Annotated in this window: 16 protein-coding genes; 5 read left to right on the forward strand and 11 right to left on the reverse strand. The window is 67.8% G+C overall.

Features of this window, described 5'->3' with window-relative positions; genetic code table 11:
- Positions 1-2: 2 nt before the first annotated feature.
- Positions 3-821 (reverse strand): ABC transporter ATP-binding protein, encoded by an 819-nt coding sequence (locus CAL26_RS22050; protein WP_094848845.1) that lies wholly within the window; start codon positions 819-821, stop codon positions 3-5.
- Positions 822-1,099: 278 nt separating this feature from the next.
- Between CAL26_RS22050 and CAL26_RS22055 the strand changes: the two genes are divergently transcribed.
- Positions 1,100-1,888, forward strand: a complete 789-nt coding sequence (locus CAL26_RS22055; protein ID WP_256988562.1) for an SGNH/GDSL hydrolase family protein — start codon at positions 1,100-1,102, stop codon at positions 1,886-1,888.
- On the opposite strand, the gene opgC is transcribed toward CAL26_RS22055, so the two are convergent.
- The gene (opgC, locus tag CAL26_RS22060; RefSeq protein WP_094848846.1) at positions 1,869-3,089 is read right to left on the reverse strand and encodes an OpgC domain-containing protein; all 1,221 of its coding nucleotides are present in this window, start codon (positions 3,087-3,089) and stop codon (positions 1,869-1,871) included. The genes CAL26_RS22055 and opgC overlap by 20 nt on opposite strands.
- Before the next feature lie 396 nt (positions 3,090-3,485).
- Between opgC and CAL26_RS22065 the strand changes: the two genes are divergently transcribed.
- Entirely contained in the window at positions 3,486-5,111 is a 1,626-nt protein-coding gene (locus tag CAL26_RS22065; RefSeq protein WP_094848847.1) for an EAL domain-containing protein, read from the forward strand.
- Here CAL26_RS22065 and CAL26_RS22070 read toward each other — a convergent pair.
- Positions 5,071-6,468 (reverse strand): MFS transporter, encoded by a 1,398-nt coding sequence (locus tag CAL26_RS22070; protein WP_094848848.1) that lies wholly within the window; start codon positions 6,466-6,468, stop codon positions 5,071-5,073. The two genes, CAL26_RS22065 and CAL26_RS22070, sit on opposite strands and share 41 nt — an antisense overlap.
- Before the next feature lie 237 nt (positions 6,469-6,705).
- Positions 6,706-7,647: an AEC family transporter gene (locus CAL26_RS22075; RefSeq protein ID WP_094848849.1), complete on the reverse strand. Its 942-nt coding sequence runs from the start codon at positions 7,645-7,647 to the stop codon at positions 6,706-6,708.
- Between the two features lie 202 nt (positions 7,648-7,849).
- On the opposite strand from CAL26_RS22075, the gene CAL26_RS22080 reads away from it, so the two are divergent.
- Complete coding sequence (locus tag CAL26_RS22080; protein WP_094848850.1) at positions 7,850-8,728, forward strand: LysR family transcriptional regulator; 879 nt, start codon at positions 7,850-7,852, stop codon at positions 8,726-8,728.
- A gap of 27 nt (positions 8,729-8,755) precedes the next feature.
- Positions 8,756-10,606 (forward strand): ABC transporter ATP-binding protein, encoded by a 1,851-nt coding sequence (locus CAL26_RS22085; RefSeq protein WP_094848851.1) that lies wholly within the window; start codon positions 8,756-8,758, stop codon positions 10,604-10,606.
- Between the two features lie 12 nt (positions 10,607-10,618).
- On the opposite strand, the gene CAL26_RS22090 is transcribed toward CAL26_RS22085, so the two are convergent.
- From CAL26_RS22090 to CAL26_RS22120, 7 genes are read right to left on the reverse strand one after another with little or no spacing between them, the layout of a single operon-like run.
- Entirely contained in the window at positions 10,619-12,118 is a 1,500-nt protein-coding gene (locus CAL26_RS22090) for a M81 family metallopeptidase (RefSeq protein WP_094848852.1), read from the reverse strand.
- Positions 12,115-13,374, reverse strand: coding sequence for a Zn-dependent hydrolase (locus tag CAL26_RS22095; RefSeq protein ID WP_179283432.1), 1,260 nt, complete (start codon positions 13,372-13,374; stop codon positions 12,115-12,117). Before CAL26_RS22095 ends, CAL26_RS22090 begins: the two co-directional genes overlap by 4 nt.
- 38 nt (positions 13,375-13,412) lie before the next feature.
- Complete coding sequence (locus CAL26_RS22100; protein ID WP_094848854.1) at positions 13,413-14,111, reverse strand: ABC transporter ATP-binding protein; 699 nt, start codon at positions 14,109-14,111, stop codon at positions 13,413-13,415.
- Positions 14,108-14,875 carry an ABC transporter ATP-binding protein gene (locus CAL26_RS22105; protein WP_094848855.1) on the reverse strand — a complete coding sequence of 256 codons (768 nt, stop codon included), beginning with the start codon at positions 14,873-14,875 and terminating at the stop codon, positions 14,108-14,110. Before CAL26_RS22105 ends, CAL26_RS22100 begins: the two co-directional genes overlap by 4 nt.
- Entirely contained in the window at positions 14,872-15,837 is a 966-nt protein-coding gene (locus CAL26_RS22110; protein WP_256988669.1) for a branched-chain amino acid ABC transporter permease, read from the reverse strand. The genes CAL26_RS22105 and CAL26_RS22110 overlap by 4 nt, the downstream gene beginning before the upstream one ends.
- 8 nt (positions 15,838-15,845) lie before the next feature.
- A complete protein-coding gene (locus CAL26_RS22115) occupies positions 15,846-16,703 on the reverse strand; it encodes a branched-chain amino acid ABC transporter permease (RefSeq protein ID WP_094848857.1) in 858 nt (285 codons plus the stop codon).
- Between the two features lie 16 nt (positions 16,704-16,719).
- Complete coding sequence (locus CAL26_RS22120) at positions 16,720-17,919, reverse strand: ABC transporter substrate-binding protein (RefSeq protein ID WP_094848858.1); 1,200 nt, start codon at positions 17,917-17,919, stop codon at positions 16,720-16,722.
- A gap of 127 nt (positions 17,920-18,046) precedes the next feature.
- On the opposite strand from CAL26_RS22120, the gene CAL26_RS22125 reads away from it, so the two are divergent.
- The gene (locus CAL26_RS22125; RefSeq protein ID WP_094848859.1) at positions 18,047-18,874 is read left to right on the forward strand and encodes a FadR/GntR family transcriptional regulator; all 828 of its coding nucleotides are present in this window, start codon (positions 18,047-18,049) and stop codon (positions 18,872-18,874) included.
- Positions 18,875-18,886 lie beyond the last annotated feature (12 nt).

The raw sequence follows: 18,886 nt of genomic DNA on the forward strand, positions 1-18,886 counted from the left end.
GGTCAGGCCGCCTTTTTCCGGGTCTGGATGTCCAGCTCGCCGCACAGGGTATGGAAGTACTCGGAAAAGCGGCGATCGGCGCGCGCTTCGATGGGACTGCCGCGCTCGATATCGATCCGGTGGATGTTCTTGACGCGCGTGGGCCGCCCGCTCAACGCCACCACGCGGCGCGACAAGGCGACCGCCTCGTCGACGTCATGGGTGACCAGGATGACCGTCTTGTGGAAGGTTTCCACCGCTTCGAGCAGCACGCTCTCCAGGTACAAGCGGGTCTGGTAATCCAGCGCGGAAAACGGCTCGTCCAGCAGCAGGATGTCCGGATCCATGATCAGCGTGCGCATCAGCGCCACCCGTTGGCGCATGCCGCCGGACAGGGTCTGGGGATAGGCTTTCTCGAAGCCGGAAAGCCCGAAGGTGGACAGGTATTCGCGCGCGGTGTCCACGGCCTCGCGTTCCGCCACGCCGCGGATCCGCAGGCCCAGCAGGACGTTCTCCAGCACGGTGCGCCAGGGAAACAGCAGGTCCTTCTGCATCATGTAGCCGACCCGCCCGCGCATGCTGGACACGGCTTCGCCGCGATAGATCAACTGGCCGCTGTCGGCCTGCAGCAGGCCAGCGATAATATTGAAGATCGTTGACTTGCCGCAGCCGCTGGGCCCTATGATGCTGACAAAATCCTTTTCGTAGATGTCGAAGTCCAGGCCATCCAGGACCTGGACGCCCCCGCCCTTGCCGGGAAAGGATTTGCGGACGCCGCGGATGCTCAGCTGCACGGGCTCGGAAGCCGGCGCGGCGCTGCGGCCGGTTTGAATCAGGGACATGGATACGTTCTCCTTGGCCCAGTAAAAAGCAAAGCATGTGCCAAATTCCGCGTACGGCCAGCCCCCCGCGACGCCGCGCCCATGCGCCGGAATCGTGCCGGGCGGGCCCGCTGATGGTGCCTGTGGAGCACGAAACGGTGCCTTACCCGACGGGCGTCGCGTCGCCACCACAAAATCCGCGCAAAAAATCGAACCCCGGGCAAGCGCTAATACATCTTGAAAGGGAAAGGCCGCATCATGACGCTGTTTGTTCTTGAGTCCAGACAATAATTTTCCGGATGAGCTCCCACCGCGTCCTTGCCCCCCTGACCGCCGCCGTGACGGCCGTGATGGCCCTGGGCATCACCCTGCTGCCGCCGAACGTGGCGGCACAGGCGGCAGTAGCCTCCGCGCCCGCGATTCTTGCGGCACCCAAGGGGAATACGGCAGCCACGGCCACGGCCACGGCCGGGACCGCCGTCGCCGTCAGCGCGGCGAACGACCGCTGGGCGGAAAGCCTGGCGGCGTTCGCCGCCGCTGACCAGGCGCATCCGCCCACGCCGGGCGGCGTTCTGTTCGTGGGAAGCTCTTCCATCCGCCTGTGGAACGGCCTGGAAACCGAATTCCAGTCGTTGCCGGTGGTGGTCAAGCGGGGATTCGGCGGCTCGCGCATGCTGGACTGCACGCGGCATCTGCACCAGCTGGTCGAACCCTACAAGCCGCGGCTGGTGCTGGTCTATGCCGGCGACAACGACCTGGCCGAAGGGCGTACGCCCGAGCAGGTGCTGCAGGCGTTCACCGCCTTCGTCGAGGGCGTGCGCACCAGCCTGCCCTCCACTCGCATCGCCTATATCTCGATCAAGCCAAGCCCGTCACGGGTGTCGCTGATGCCGCAGATCCGCGAAACCAACGAGCTGATCCACGCCTACACCTTGAAGACGCGGAACACGGATTTCATCGATATCTATACGCCCATGCTCGACGCCGCCGGGCAGCCCCGGCCGGAGCTGTTCCGCGAAGACCTGCTGCACCTGAACCCACAGGGCTACGCGCTATGGAAGCGCGTGATCACGGCGCATCTGAATTGAGCCGCGGTACCCGCGGCGCGGACGCCGGCGCGGGCTTCGTCTTGTTGTCCCCCACCAGGCGCGCCACGATATAGAGCGCCAGCACGCTCCCGCCGAACAGCAGCAGGTCCTGCCACAGGGGACGATCCGGCGAAGGCTCGCCGATCACGGTCAGCACCAGCAGCACGATGACCAGGTGCGCGCAGAACACGGACAGCGAAGACCGTCCCATCGTTTCCAGCCACCGCATGCGCGGCAGGTGCGTCTTCAGCCAGCCGCTGAAGTGCATGGCCAGCACCACCAGCGCCATGAAGTTCAAGACACGCAGCGGCCCCAGGTGCCATTTGTCGAACAGGAAATTGAGGGGGTTGTCGTCCGGGAAGGCGCCCAGCCCCGTGATGTGGCGCCAGACGAAGAAGGTGCCCGCGATCACCATGGCGCCCAACACCACCGGCCGCGGGATGGGCCGCCGCGCTTCCGCCGGCACCCGTGCATGCGTCGACCCCAGCCACAGCCCGAATATCCACAGGGCCTGCCAGCCGAAAGTCTCGAACGCACCGGTTTCGCTGAACGGCACGGGCAGCCCGGTCAGGGTCACCAGGCCGCCGTACAGGAAGCGCGACAGCTCGAACTGCGTCAGGAACCACAGCACGCCGCTGCCGATCAGGATGGCGCGCCAGCCCTTGCGCAGCGCATAGGTCAGCACCCACGGACTGGCCAGCATGAACAGCACGTAGACCGGCAGGATGTCCAGCAGGGGCGGGTTGTAGACCAGCCCCAGGGCGGACAGGAAGGCCGTCAGCGGCTGCTGCAGATAGAACCAGATCAGGTTCTGCACCGCCGGCTGGGACAGCGTCAGGCCCAGCCCGGCGATCACGGTGAACAGGAACAGCAGGGAAGCGGCCTGGCAGCCGTACACCACCAGGGCCCGCTTCAGGAAGGCCCGCTGCATGGCCTGCATGCCATGGCGCAGGTAGCGCTGGGTATAGACCAGCCCGGCCATATAGGCCGACAGCATGACGAAGCCTTCCGCCGCCGACACGAAGCCCAGCGGCTGGCTGGTGGGAATGCCGAAATTGGTGGGCAGGTGCGTGGACAGCATCAGCACCAGCATCAGGCCCCGGACGGCGTCCAGCTCCCAGAGCCGGGGACGCGCTGCCGCCGCCGGCGCCGAGGCGGCAGCGAGGTGAACGCGTGACAGGCAGGAAGATGGATTCGTCATGGGTGCATCCTGGGTGTTCGAGCAGACCCGCAAGGGTACATCATCGCTGGGGTAAACCCGTAGGGCTCAAGACTGACACCGCTTCGGGTCGCGCGCACGCCATCGTTGTAGCGCTTTGTATCGCCGGCGGCGACGGCGCCGGAGGCTGGGTAGCATCCGGGAACATGCATGCGGCCTTCATGCAGGAACGCCCGGCGTGGAACGCCGGCGCGATGGCTCCAACCGGAGTTTGTCCTCCCATAGAGACAAACAGCGACCCCTAAGGCCCCGCCACCATTACGAAATTTCCGACAGTTGATCGGGCTATCAGTTATTTACATTCTGTCTGGTTTCTGTTGACATAGCGCGGCGCCGGCGGCATCCCGCGCCGCCGGTACGGCCCCCAAGGAAGCCCGCGTGCCAACCAGCTATTCGATCCGGCGCAGGATCGCCGCCATCGTGGTCACGCTGCTCGCCGCGGTTCTGCCCATCCTCCTTATCCTCCCCATCGTCTTCTACGAATCGCAGCGCCAGCTGGCCGGCGAAGCCGCCGTCACGGCCGGCGTGCTGCGCCGCCAGCTCGAAAACATCCTGCTTCGTGCCCAGGACGTCACGCAGCGGCTCACCCCCACCCTGCAGCGGCCGTGCGAGGAAGTCCTGCCCCTGCTGCGGCAACTGAGCGCCCTGCAACCGTATTTCCGTTCGCTCCTGCTGGTGCGCGACGACGTCGTGACCTGCTCGTCGGTCTATGGCATGGCGAATACCCCCTTGATCGCGCTGTCGTCGCAGGAGCACGTGCCCAAGGGCATGTACGTGACGCCCGTGGCCGGGACGCTGCTGGTGCCGGACCGGCCGTCCGTCATGGTGTCGCGCGGGCTGCGCGACGGCAACGGCATCGCCGCCTTCCTGGATGCGCAATATCTCTACGACCTGAAACTGGCGGCGGCCCGCGATGGCGTCTATGACGTCGACATCCTGCTGGGCCCCCACAACGTGCCGCTGGTGGAAGCAGGCGAGCGGCAGCGCAGCGCGCGCGTGCCCGCGCCGGATACGCAGCAATCGTCGTCCGGCATGTTCCCGGTGCAGGTGCGGGTCACGCCGCTGCAGGCGCAGCGCGATGCCGTGCGCAACCACGTCTGGCGCGGCTATGCGGCCTTTCTGCTGCTGGCCAGTTTCCTGTGCGGCTACGGCGCGTACCGGCTCTATGGCTGGCGCGTGTCCATCCCCGGCGAACTCCGCAAGGGCATGCGCCTGCGCCAGTTCCACATGGTCTACCAGCCGGTGATCGACATGTCGACCGGCCGCATTTCCGGCGTCGAGGCGCTGCTGCGCTGGAGCCATCCCCGCCTGGGCAAGGTCAGGCCCGACCTGTTCATCGCCGCCGCGGAGGAACATCACATCATCGACGACCTGACGCGGCACATGTTCAATCTGGTCGCCAACGACCTGGCGCTGCTGGACCTGCCGGGCGGCAGCCACCTGGCGGTGAACGTGTGCGGCGCGCACATGGCGTCGGATCGCTTCGTCGCCGACGTGGACACGCTGTTGAGCCGGGTGCGGGCCTACGACGACGTCAGCCTGGTGCTGGAAGTCACCGAACGCCACCCGCTGCCGGACACGCCGGCGCTACGCGGCAACATGGCCGAGCTGCGCAAACGCGGCGTACGCTGGGCGCTGGACGATTTCGGCACGGGCCACAGCTCGCTGTCGTATTTGCAGACGCTGCACGTGCCCTTCCTGAAGATCGACCGCGCGTTCGTCAGCAGCGCGGGCACCGAGGCGGTCAGCAACGTGGTGCTCGACACCATCATCGGGCTGGCGCGCCAGCTGGGCATGTCGATGATCGCGGAAGGCGTCGAGACCGAAGCACAGGCGGCCTACCTGGGCGACAAGGGCGTGCAATTCGCGCAGGGCTTCCTGTTCGCGCGGCCCATGCCGCCGCGCGAACTGGCGGCATGGCGGGCGGAACACGCGGACCGCGTGGACCTGCCGCGTCCGCGGCTTACCTGGTCGCCGGACGCGGTCGATATTTCAGGCGCATGACGCTGGCGACCGCCGCGACGGCGGCGAAGAGCGCGCCCAGCCACAATGCCAGGATGGCGCCGCTTTCGGTGGACGCATGGAAGCACGCGGCCACCAGCGCGGCGCCGCTGGACTGCCCCAGCAGGCGTACCGTGCCCACCATGCCGCTGGCGCCGCCCGCGCGTTCCGGCGGCGCCGCGGTGATGATGGCGCGCACATTGGGCGACTGGAAAAAGCCGAAGCCCGCGCCGCACACGGCCAGGCGCCAGCACAGGCCGAAGACCGACGGCTCGGTCGGCATGGTCGCCAGCAATACCATGCCGATGGCCAGCATGGCCATGCCTCCCCCCGCCAGCACGCCGACGTGCATGCGGTCCGACAGATAGCCGGCGATGGGCGCCATCACCGCCACCATCACCGGCCAGGGCGTAATCAGAAAGCCGGTCTCCACCTGCGTATAGCCCAGCACGTTCTGCAGCATGAAGGGCAAGGACACGAAGGCCAGCGATTGCGTCGCGAAGGAACACACGCCGGTGGCGGCGGACAGGGCAAACACCGGGCGCCGCAGCAGGTCCACCGCCAGGAAGGGCGCGGGATGGCCGGCCTGGCGCTTCAACAGCAGAAGCAGGCAGGCCAGGCACGCCACGGCCGTGATGGCGATGGTCCGGGGCGCGGCCAGTTGAGCGCCTTCGTTCAGGCTGAAGACCAGCAGCGAAAGAAAGCCGGCGCATAGCACGGCGCCCAGGGTATCGAAGGGGCGCCTGGTGCGCGTGGTCACCGGCAGACCGCGCAGGCAGAAGTAGATGCCGAGCAGGCCCACCGGGACGTTGATCAGGAACAGCCAGTGCCAGGTCGCCACCGTCAGCACCAGCGAAGCCGCCGTCGGCCCGGCGGCGAAGGCCAGCGCAACCATCAGGGAATTCAGGCCCACTCCCCCGCCCAGTTGCCTTTCCGAATAGATGAACCGCAGCATGGCGCCGTTGACCGCCATGGTGGCCGCCGCGCCCAGGCCCTGCGCCACCCGTCCCGCCACCAGCCATTCCAGCGAAGGCGCCATGCCGCAGGCCAGCGAGGCCAGCGTGAACAGGATCAGGCCGAACACCATGATGCGCCGATGGCCGACGATCTCGCCCAGCGTCGCGGCGGGCAGCAGGAACGCCACCATGGAAAGCTGGTAGGAACTGATCACCCAGATCGACCGCGCTTCGGACGACTGCAGATCGCGGGCGATCGCGGGCAGCGCGGTGTTCGCGATCGCGGTGTCCAGGCTGGCCATGCAGACCCCCAGCAGCAACCCGAGCGTGGCAGCCCGACGCTGGTCGGCGGGCAGGCCCGCACCGAAGGGATAGGCTTTTTGTACCGCGAAGGAAGGGAACATCCGACACCGAGGGCAGTTGGGAGGCGCCCGGCCGTCCCTCGGATCCGCAAGCCGACCCGCGACACAGCCAGGCCGGAGAAGGCTCAGCCAAGCAAAAGCGGGTAAGGGTGTACTGCGACACAGGCCGGGCTGTCAAACGCCGCGCGGGCCGGCTTGCGCGGCCCGGCCTAACCGGCCGTGCCTAACCGGCCGTGCCTAACCGGCCGTGCCTAACCGGCCGTGCCTAACCGGCCGTGCCTATCCCCCATGCGGCATCAAGCGCAGCAGCACCGTCAGGGATACCAGCGAGCCCACCGTCGACAGCAGGATCGTGCGCGCGGTGACGAAGGCTTCGCGGCGATAGAACTCCGCCAGCATGAAAGGTCCCGTGCCCGTGGGCAGGGCCGCCAGCAGTACCGCCATCTGCGCGAGCGGGCCGGGCAGCATGAAGACACGCGCCGCCAGCCACCAGGTCAGCGCCGGCTGCACGACCAGCTTGCCGGCTGTCAGCACCAGCGATGCGCTGGGGGTCCTGGCGGCGGGCCGCTTCTCCGCCAGGAACAGGCCCAGGCACACCAGCGCGCAAGGGGTCGCCGCCGCACCCAGGATATTCAGGAAGCTTTCCGCCGGGGCCGGCAACCGCAGCCCGCTGGCCGCGGCCAGGGCGCCCGCCAAGGGCGCGACGATCAATGGATTGCGCGACATGCCGCGCAGCACCTTCAACCCGACCTTGTGCGGTCGCCGCTCCGTCTGCAGGCCGACTTCGACCAGCATCGCCGCGATGGCGAACAGCACCGATACCACCATCAAGGTGGCGACGGTGGTGGGCACGATGCCCGCGTCGCCGAACAAGGCCACGATCAAGGGAAAGCCGATGTACGCCGTATTGGCGTATGACGCGGCGATGGCGTCCACGCTGGCGTCGGCCAGATGCCGCCCCGCGCGCAGGCGCCAGGCCAGCGTCGCGGCGAACACCATGGCGCTGGCCAGGCCGAAGGTGGCGACGAAGCCGGGCTGGTACAGCTGCGTCCAGGACGCATGCGCCATCAGCTTGAACAGCAGCGCGGGCAGCGCCAGCCAGACGACGAAGCGGTTCAGCTCCACGCAGGCGGCGGCACTGGCGATGCCGCGCCGCCGCAGCAGGAAGCCCGCGAAGATGAGCGCGAAAATGGGTAAGAGGATCTGCAATGTGGCAAACATGGGACACAACCTGCGCCGGCGGAGACGCGCGCCGGCAGCCGCGCGATCGTCGATGCGCTTGCCTGCGCGGTAGCAACCGGCAACACAGTCAGCCATGACGACGTGCCCAGCGTAGTGCCGCGTGGCAATACAATCCAATGCTTTATCGGGCCATCAACAATACCTTTTCTGCATCGTGCCGGATCTGCCGGCCGCACCCGCCATGCTGGACATCAAGCCCCTGCGTTATTTCGTCACCCTGGCGGAGACGCGCCATTTCGGCCGCGCGGCGGCGCGCCTGCACCTGTCGCAGCCCCCGCTCAGCCGCCAGCTCGCGGGATTGGAAGCCGCGCTGGGGGTCAAGCTGCTGGATCGCAATCCGCGCATGGTGTCGCTGACGCCGGCCGGCGAACGCTTCCTGACGGACGCCAGGGCCATCCTGGCGGCGCTGGAACAGGCCGGCCGCAATGCGCAGGCCGCCGCGCGCGGCGAAGCAGGCGCGCTGTCCGTCGGCTTCACCATGTATGCCGCCTACAGCGTCATCCCTTCCTATGCCAAGGCTTTCGGCAACGCCTACCCCGACGTGGCATTGAGGCTGCGCGAGGTCGTTTCGCAGGATCTGGCGGCGCAGGTGCTGGACGGCCGCATCGATGCCGCGGTCGTCATGGCGGGTGGCCACCATGGCGAACTGTCCAGCCGCGTGATCGTGCGCGAACCGCTGTGCGTCGCGCTGTCGCGGGGCCATCCGCGCGCGGCGGCGCGCGGGGCCATGCGTATCGAGCAGCTCGCCGGAGAACCTTTCATCATGACGTCCGCCGAAGTCGCGCCGACGCTGCGCGCCAGCATCGTGGCGCATTGCCGCCAGGCCGGCTTCGAGCCGAGCGTGCGCTTGGAAGTACAGTTGCAGCAGACGGTGCTGAACATGGTGGACGAAGGCGTGGGCGTGGCGCTGGTGCCGGCGTCCCTGCGCAAGTCGCGCCTGCCCGGCGTGGCCTTCCGTCCGCTGGCGGGGGCGCCGCAGTCCGAACTGGTGCTGCTCTGGTCGCCCCGCAACCGCAATCCCTGCCTGTCCAATTTCCTGGCCCTGGCCGCGCCCGCCTAGAAAGTCCTTCACGGGAGATCCCTATCGATGCCCAATAGCCGCAATCCCCTTTATCGCCGCTTCGAGACGATGATCGATCCCTTCCGCCCGGCGCTGGACGAGCCGCCGCCGGACGACGTGATCCGCTTCTATCGCCACTATCTGCGGCAGGTGCGAACGGCCCTGGTGTTCCTGCTGATCGTGGGCCTGGCGGGGGCGCTGATCGACGTGACGCTGTTCCGCTTCCTGGGCCGCATCGTCGACTTGGTGAAGGACCAGCCGGTCGCGGCCTTCTTCAGCGAGCATGGCAAGACCCTGATCGGCATGGCGCTGGTGGTGCTGGTGCTGCGGCCCATCGTCACCGGACTGCACGATATGCTGGTGCATCAATCGCTGGCGCCGGGACTGACCACGCTGGTGCGGTGGCAGAACCACCGCTATGTGGTCAAGCAGGGGCTGGGCTTTTTCCATAGCGACTTCGCCGGCCGCATCGCCAATCGCATCCTGCAGACCGGCGTGGCGCTGCGCGAATCCACGCTGCAGGCCGTCGACGCCATCTGGCACGTGCTGATCTATGCGGGCAGCGCGCTGATCCTGTTCTTCGACGCCGACTGGCGCCTGACCTTGCCGCTGATCATCTGGATCGTCGGCTACATCGTGACCCTGATCCGCTACGTGCCCCGGGTCAAGTCGCGCTCCGCCACGGCGTCGGAAGCCAGCTCCAAGCTGATGGGACGCATCGTCGACGGCTACACCAATATCGGCACGCTCAAGCTTTTCGCGCACAGCCAGCGCGAAGAAATCTACGCCCGCGAAGCGATGGCGGAACAGACGAGCAAGGCCCAGATGGCCGCGCGCCTGGTCACCGGCATGGGTTTCACCATCGCCATCCTGAACGGCGTCCTGATCGCCGGCACGCCCGGCCTGGCGCTGTGGCTGTGGAGCCGCGACCTGATGTCGGTGGGCGACATCGCGCTGGCCACGGGCCTGGCCATGCGCATCGCCGACATGTCGGGCTGGATCATGTGGGTGGTCAACGGCATCTTCGAAAACGTCGGCACCGTGCAGGACGGCATCCGCACCATCGCGCGGCCGCGCGTGGTGGCCGACCGCGTCGACGCCCAGCCGCTGCGCGTCACGCACGGCCGCATCTGCTTCGAGAACGTGGGCTTCGGCTATGGCAAGGGCGGACTGATCTTCACCCGCCTGAACCTGGACGTCGCCCCCGGCGAAAAGATCGGCCTGATCGGGCCGTCCGGCGCGGGCAAGTCGTCCCTGGTCAGCATCCTGCTGCGCCTGTACGACGTGGAGGCGGGCCGCATCCTGTTCGACGGCCAGGACATCACCAAGGTTTCGCAGGAATCGCTGCGCGCGCAGATCGGGGTGGTGACGCAGGATACGTCGCTGCTGCACCGGTCCCTGCGCGAAAACCTGCTGTACGGCCGGCCGGACGCCACCGAGGAACAGTTGATGAACGCCATCCGGCAGGCACGCGCGGACGAGTTCATCTTCGACCTGACCGATGGCGAAGGCAACCGCGGCCTGGACGCCAACGTCGGCGAACGCGGCGTCAAGCTATCGGGCGGGCAGCGCCAGCGCATCGCCATCGCGCGGGTGCTGCTGAAGGACGCACCCATCCTGGTGCTGGACGAAGCCACGTCGGCGCTGGATTCGGACGTGGAAGCCGCGATCCAGGACAACCTGGAAACCCTGATGCACGGCAAGACGGTGATCGCCATCGCCCACCGCCTGTCGACGATCGCCAAGATGGACCGGCTGGTGGTGATGGATCACGGCAACATCGTGGAGATGGGCACCCATGCGGAACTGCTGGCTCGCGACGGCGTGTATGCGCGCCTGTGGCACCGGCAGACCGGCGGCTTCGTCGGGCTGGAGTAGGCGCGGGGCGACTTACGACGCGGGGGTGCGCGGTTCGTAGACGGCGGCTTCCAGCGGATACAGGGGCCGCGCTCGCCGCGCGTAGGGAAAGATCGCGTAGTCCGAGGTCGTCACGCCGGGGCTGTCGCATTCCACCAGGCCGTCCGAGATCGGCACGAATACCGGGCGGCAGTACATGCGCGACTTCAGCAGCAGATAGCGGGCCCCGCGCGGATCCTGGCCCACGCTCTCGAACACCGCCAGGTCCCAGGGTTCGTGGGTCTGCTCGGAGACCACGACGCGGGCGTCGCCCAGGTCCAGCACGGCCGTGCGCCCCATGCCGACGCGCATGCCGGTATAGGTCGGGCCCGTGATGACGTATTCGCCATCCGTCAGCGCCAGCACCGTGCCGCTGGCCTGCATCGGCCGCGCGTGGATGCCCAGCGCCGCCAGGGAGCGCTTGTTGCCCAGCGGCAGCGTCACCCGTGCCCCCACGCCCGCCCGCGCCATCAGCGCCACGGCTTCGGGGTCGCAGACGATGCCGGCCAGGATGTCCTTCATGCCGCGGGCCAGCGCGGCTTCCAGCACGGCGGTGGTGTCGCAGGTGCCGCCCGAATTGCAGTTGTCGCCGTGATCCAGCAGCAGGATGGGCCGCCGCGCCTCCCGCGCCAGCGTTTCCGCGCGCGCCAACGAGTCGGCCAGCGGCTCGCTGCGGTAGACGAAATCGTCGCGCCGCGCCCAGATGCCCGCGGCGATGCGATCCGCGGCCGCTTCGGCCAGCGCGCGGTCGCCGTCCGCGACCACGATCACGCTGATGCAGGGATGCGGAATGTCCGCCAGACCGAAACCCGCCAGCACGGAAGCCGCCGCCACGCCGCGCGATTCCTCGTCGCGGGCGGCCTGCACGGCGTCGTGCATGGCGCCGCCATCGGTCGCCGACCGCAGGGTGTGCGTCATCAGCGGCGGCCGGCGCCAGGCCATGACCGGGCGGAATTCGCCGGCGATCATGCGCCACAACAGCCGGCCGGCATGTTCGCCCGTCTCGTACATATCGACGTGCGGATAGGTCTTGAAACTGACGATGACGTCGGCGTTGTCCACCATGCGCGCGGTCACGTTGCCGTGCAGGTCCAGCGCCACCGCCAGCGGCACGCCCGGCGCGGCGGCGCGCACGCGCGCCAGCAGGTCGCCTTCGCCGTCGTCGCTGTTCTGGGCGACCATGGCGCCGTGCAGGTCCAGGAAGATGGCGTCGCAGCCCGGCACGGCGGCCAGGATGCGCTCGCACATCCGGTCATAGGCGTCCGCATGCACGGGGCCGCTGGGATAGGCCCAGGCCGATAGCGGCGTCACGATGTCGGCGCCGCGTGCCCGCGCCAGGTCGATGAAGGCGCCCATGGCGGTACGCGCGCCCTCGTTCTCGCGGCGGGCGTCGTCGTCATAGGCGGGGCCGCCCCGCCCGAAGGCGGACAGCGGCGTCGGCACCGGGGAAAAGGTGTTGGTCTCGTGGTTCATCCGCGCGATCAGGACTTTCATGCGGCCTCCCGGGCGGCGACGCCCGCGGTGCGCAGCATGGCGCGCAGCAGCACGTTGCAGCCGGCCTCCAGATGCTCCGGACGGGCGTCCTCGATTTCGTTATGGCTGATGCCGTCCTTGCAGGGCACGAAGAGCATCGCGGTGGGCGCGACGCGCGCCAGGTAGACCGCGTCGTGCCCCGCGCCGCTGACGATGTCCATGCAGGACAGGCCCAGCTGGCCGGCGCCGTCCTTCAGGGCGTCCAGCAGCGCGGCATCGAAGGGCTGCGGGGGGAAGTAGACGACTTCACGCACGTCGACCTCGACGCCCGGCAGCGCCGCGCAATAGTCGCGCAGCGCCGCCGTCATGGCCGTCAGCGTCGCGTCATCGGCGGCGCGCAGGTCCACCGTCAGCTGCACGCGGCCCGGAATCACGTTGCGCGAGTTGGGATAGGTATCCAGGCAGCCGACCGTGCCGCGTGCGTGCGGCGCGTGATCCAGCGCAATGCGGTTCACCTGCCCGACGATGCCGGCCGCCGCCAGCAGGGCATCGTGGCGCAGCTCCATGGGGGTCGGTCCGGCGTGGGCCTCCATGCCGGTGACGGTCACGTCGAACCAGCGCTGCCCGAGCGCGCCGCGCACCAGGCCGATGGTCGTATCCCTGGCCTCCAGGATGGGGCCTTGTTCGATATGGGCTTCGAAATACGCGGCGACGGGGCTGCCGCCCACGGGTTCCGGGCCGGCATGGCCGATCGCCGCCAGGGCCTCGGCCACGCTGGTGCCGTCGCGGTCGCGCTGCGCCAGGGCATGCGCCAGCGTGAAGGCGCCGGCGTAGACGCCCGAGCCCATCATGACGGGGACGAAACGCGAGCCTTCCTCGTTGGTCCAGACCACGACTTCGATGGGCGCTTCGGTGACGATGCCGTGCGCGTGCAGGGTACGCAGCACTTCGATGCCCGCCAGCACGCCGTAGTTGCCGTCGAACTTGCCGCCGGTGGGCTGGGTATCGATATGGCTGCCGGTCATCACCGGCGGCAGGTCGTCGCGCCGGCCCGCGCGGCGCATGAAGATGTTGCCGATGGCGTCGATGCGCACGGCGCAGCCCAGTTCGCGCGCCCATTGCATGACCAGCTCGCGGCCCTGGCGGTCCAGGTCGGTCAGCGCCAGGCGGCGCACGCCGCCCTTGTCGGTGGCGCCGATGCGCGCCAGCGCCATCAGCGACGCCCACAGGCGCGCGCCGTCGACGCGGGGAAGGGATGCGGATTCAAGTTCTGGCATGTTTTCGTCTTCCAAGAATTGCCGGGCGTGGCGCCGGCTCACACGCCGACGCCCAGATAGCGGTCCTTGACCGCGTCGTTGGCCGCGAAATCGGCGTTGCTGCCTTCGTACACGATAGCGCCCTGTTCGATGATGTAGTGGCGATCCGCCAGCTGCGTGCAGACTTCCAGGTTCTGCTCCACCAGCAGGATGGGCACGCCCTGCCCCCGGATGAGCTTGAGTTGCGCGACGATTTCCTCGACGATCACCGGGGCCAGGCCTTCGACCGGCTCGTCCAGCATCAGCAGGCGCGGATGGTTCATCAGGGCGCGGCCGATCGCCAGCATCTGCTGTTCGCCGCCGGACAGCTGGGCGCCGCCGTTGCGGCGCCGCTCCTTCAGGCGCGGGAAAATGCGGTAGATGTCCGCCAGCTGCCACGGCGACGCGCGACGCGCGCCCAGCAACAGGTTTTCTTCCACCGTCAGCAGGCGGAAAATGCCGCGGTGTTCAGGTACCAGGCACAGGCCCTTGCCCGCCACGCGATGGGCCGGCAGCCCGCCCACCGCCGCGCCGTCGAAACGGATGTCGCCGCGTGCCGGACGCAGCGCGCCGGCAATGGTCTTGAGCGTGGTCGATTTGCCGGCGCCGTTGCGGCCCAGCAGGGTCACGAGCTCGCCGTCGTCCACGGCCAGCGACACGCCCTGCAGGATATGGCTTTTCCCGTAATACGCGTGCACGTCGCGCAGTTCCAGCTTCATGCGCGGCCTCCGGTGATCATGTTGCCCAGGTAGGCCGCGCGCACGCGCGGGTCGTCGCGGATGGCGGCGGGCGTTCCCTGCACCAGCACCCTGCCCTGCTGCATCACCGTCACCGTATCGGAGATATCCATGACGATATTCATGTTGTGCTCGATCAGCACCACGGTGTGGTCGCCCGCCAGGCCGCGGATCAGCGTCTTCATCGCGTCCAGGTCGTCCACCCCCATGCCGGAAGTCGGTTCGTCCAGGAAGATGGCGCGCGGCCGCGCCGCCATGGCCATGCCGACTTCCAGGCGGCGCTGCTGGCCGTGCGACAGCGCGGCGGCGGCGACGCCGGCACGCGCGGTCAGGGCCAGGCGTTCCAGCAGCATGTCCACCAGTTCGCTCACGGCGCCTTCGCGCCGCGGACGGTGCCACATGTCGAAGGCGCCCGCGGCGTGCGCGCCCTGGGCGGCCAGCCGCAGGTTTTCGCGCACGTCCAGGTTGGCGAACAGGCTGGTCACCTGGAAGGACCGCGCGATGCCGCGCCGCACGCGCAGATTGTCGGGCTCGCGCGTCACGTCGTGGCCGTCGAACACGATGCGGCCTTCGGTGACGGGCACCGTGCCGGTCAGGGTGTGGAACAGCGTGGTCTTGCCGGCGCCGTTGGGGCCGATGACGGAATGCACGGTGCCGGGCATCACACGCAAGTCCACGCCGCCCAGCGCGGTGAACTTGCCGTAGCGCTTGACGATGCCGCTGGCGTCCAGGATCGGTTCGGTCATCGCGTTTCCTTGTCGCGCCGCCTGGCCGGCCACCATCGTTCGGCCAGTCCCCACAGGCCCTTGTGCATGAACAGGCTGACGGCGATCAGCAGGAAGCCCAGCAGCATCAGCCAGCGCGGCCACAAGGTGGACAGCCAGTCCGACACCAGCACGTAGAACGCCGCGCCCAGTACGGAGGCGAACAGGTTGCCGGTGCCGCCGATCACCGTCATCACCAGGATCATCTCGCTGGTGTGGTATTCGATATTGGATAGCGGCGCGATGCCCGTCATCAACGCGTGAAAGGCGCCGGCCAGCGCGGTGACCGCGCCCGACAAGGCGAACACCGCCAGCTTCAGCGCGCGCGTGTCGTAGCCGACGGCACGGGCGCGCGCTTCGTTTTCGCGGATGGCCAGCAACGTGCGGCCGAACACCGAATCGGTGACCCGCTGCAGCAGCCAGAACACCAGCAGGAAGCAGACGCCCACCAGCGTATAGAAGCGCCAGGGCGTGTCCAGGCGCATCAGGGTCAGGCGGCCCAGCGCCAGGGCGGGACGCGGGATGTCCAGCAGGCCGTTGTCCCCGCCCGTCCACGACGGCAGGCTGTACGCCAGGAAATAGAACATCTGCGCGAAGGCCAGCGTCAGCATGACGAAGTAGGTGCCGCGCTGGCGGATGGCGAACCAGCCGACCAGGCCCGCGGTCGCCGCGCCGACGGCGATGGACGCCAGCACGGCGGCCGGCAGCGGCAGGCCGGCCCGCGTCATCAGGATGCCGACGGCGTAGCTGCCCATGCCGAAGAAAATCCCCTGCCCGAAGGACAGCAGGCCCGTATATCCCAGGAGCAGATTGCAGCCCAGGACGGCCAGGGCGTAGACCAGCACTTCGGTGGCCAGGGTGCCGGATTCCAGCACGGCGGGCAGCAGCAGCACCACCCCCGCCGCGAGCAGCAGGCCGGCGTGGCCGCGCATCCGTTCGACCATGCGCGGCATCATCCTCTCCCCAGCAGGCCGTGCGGACGCAGCAGCAGCACCGCCGCCATCGCCACATAGATCATCAGCCGCGCGCCTTCCGGCCACAGGGTGCTCATGACGCTCTGGACGATGCCGATCAGCAGCCCGCCCGCCAGCGCGCCGCCGAAGCTGCCCATGCCGCCGACCACCACGATGACGAAGGCCACGCCCAGCGCCTCCAGGCCCATGAAGGGATCGACACCGCGGATCGGCGCGGCCAGTGCGCCGGCCAGCGCCGCCGTGCCCGCGCCCAGCGCGAACACCAGGCCGAATACGCGATAGACGTTGATGCCCAGCAGCGACACCATTTCGGCCGATTCGCTGCCCGCGCGCACGGCGCTGCCCAGGCGCGTGCCTTCCAGCAGCCACCACAGCAACAGCGCGAATACCGCGGTGAAGGCGATGACGAACAAGCGGTATTTCGGATAGATGAAGCCGCTCCACATCACCACGCCCTGCAGGGCGTCCGGGGTGGCGACGTTGTCGCCCAGCGGGCCCCAGGCCACGATGACGGCCTCCTGCAGCACCAGGGCCAGGCCCACCGTGATCAGGATATGGAACTCGTGCGGCTGGTCGTAGACGCGCCGCAACAGCGTGCGTTCCGCCAGCCAGGCCAGCAGGGCCACCAGCAGCGGCACGACCGCCAGCGCCAGCCAGAAATCCAGGCCCCATGCCACCGCCTGGTAGCAGAAATAGGCGCCCAGCAGATAGAAGGCGCCGTGCGCGAAGTTGACGAAGCGCAGCAGCCCGAAAATGATGGACAGCCCCACCGCCAACAGGAAATACAGCATCCCGATGCCGATGCCGTTGACGACTTGCAGCAGGTAGACGTTCATGTAGCCGGCAACGGAACTACAGCTTGCAGCCGGTCTGGTCCACGGGCAGGAAGGATTTGCCGGCGCTGAGGATATCGGCGTAATCGTCCTTGTCCTTCATCGCCTTCTTGGCCTTGCCGCGCAGCAGGTAGTAGTTCTTGAGCACCTGGTGGTCCTGCGCGCGGATTTCCTCGTCGCCGGTCAGGCCCGTGTATTTCATGCCTTCGAGCACCGGGATGACTTTGGCGGGATCGTCGCTGCCGGCCTTGGCGATGGCGTCGATCAGGATCTTGGTACAGATGTAGGAACCGGCCAGGCTGTAGTTGGGGTTCGACTTGAAGGTGTCCTGCGTGCGCTTGACCAGGTCCTTGTTGCCGGGGCTGTCGATGCCGTGCCAATACTGCGCGCCGAAGTACACGCCTTCGCACAGGTCGGCGCCCAGCGATTCGAACTGCTCCAGGCCCGAGGCCCAGGCCATCAGGATGGTGGTGTTCTGCTTCATGCCGAAGCTGACCGCCTGGCGCAGGGCGTCGGAAGACTGCGAGCCGAAGTTCAGCAGCAGCAGCACGTCCGGCTTGGCGGCCATGGCGTTGGTCAGGTAGCCGCTGAATTCCTTTTCCGTCAGCGAGTGGTAGCTGTTGCCGACGTGTTCGATGCCCTTTTCCTTGAAGATATTCTTGGCGGCATTGAGCAGGCCGTCGCCGAACACGTATTGCGGCGTGATGGTGTACCAGCGCCTGGCCTTCGGCAGCGTGGCGATCAGCGGCCGCACCGTCTGTTCGATCGCGCCGTAGGTGGGCACCGACCAGCGGAACGTGGACTTGTTGCAGTCGGAGCCGGTGATCTCGTCGGCGCCGGCGGTGGTGATGAACACGCCGCCGCCCTTCTGCACTTCCTTGCCCATGGCCAGGGCTTCCGACGACAGGATGCCGCCGGCGAAGTAACGCGCGCCCTTCTGCTGCGCGAGTTCCTGCACCTTGCGCACGGCGGTGGCCGGCTTGCCTTCGGTGTCCAGGGTCGTATAGGCCAGGGGGCGGCCCAGCAGCTGGCCGTACTGCTCGATGGCCAGCTTCATGCCCAGGTCGGCGTATTTGCCGTTGGCGGCGAAGGGGCCGGACATGGGCACGGGGCAGCCGAACTGGATCGCCTGGGCGGCCTGCGCATAGGCGTCGCGCAGCGACAGGGATCCGGGCAGCGCCGACAACGCGGCGAGTTTGAGTAGGTCGCGACGGTTCAAGGCATTCCCCTATTTATCATGATAAATACGATGAACTGATAATATGGTTGGGCAATATTCCGCGTCAACACGGCAAGGCGTGGAATCATGACCGTAGTTTCCCTAGTGCCGCCGACAAGGACACCGCATGCCTCGCGAAACCGCCACGCCGCCGCCAGCCGCGCCGGGCAAATCCAAGCGCGCCGACCTGGTGGCCGAGGAAATCAAGCGGCTGATCACCGAGCGCGACCTGCGGCCGGGCGACAAGCTGCCGCGCGAAAACGAGCTGCAGCAGTTGTTCGGGGTCAGCAAGAGCACCATGCGCGAAGCGCTGAAATCGCTGGAGGTACAGGGGTTGGTCACGATCAGCACCGGACCGGCCGGCGGCGGACGCATCGTCGAAGTCACGCTGGACCGGACCTTCCAGCTGATGCAGAACTACCTGTTCTTCAAGGAAGTCACGATCGACGACATCTATACGGTGCGCAAGATGCTGGAGCCGGAACTGGCGGCCGGGGCGGTGCCGCACCTGACCGACGCGGACTTCGACGCGCTGATGCACAGCATAGAATGCTGCGATCCGTCTTCGGGCAAGACGGCGGACGTGGTGGCGCAGCGCAAGGAAGACCTGAACTTCCACGACATCCTCGCGATGGCGAATCCCAATCCTTTCCTGCGCTTCACCTGCCAGTTGATCAATGAAATGCTGCGGCAGCTGACGGTGTTCGAGAACGACACGCCCACGCGCACGCAGCGGCGGTTTGGCGAGGCGAACGCGCACGTGCACCAGGCCATCGTGGACGCGGCACGCCAGCGCGACGTCGATACCGTACGGCGCCTGATGGCCGAACACATGGTGGAAGCCTCGGGCTTCGTGAAGAAGCTGAACGGCAAGCTGCAGGGGCGCCTGATCCTGGATTCGGAGATGACGCGGCGCAATGCCGCCGCGCGGCGCGGCCTGGCGCGGCGTCGGTAAACTGACGCAAGG

Source organism: Bordetella genomosp. 9 (assembly GCF_002261425.1).
Lineage (GTDB): Bacteria > Pseudomonadota > Gammaproteobacteria > Burkholderiales > Burkholderiaceae_B > Bordetella_C.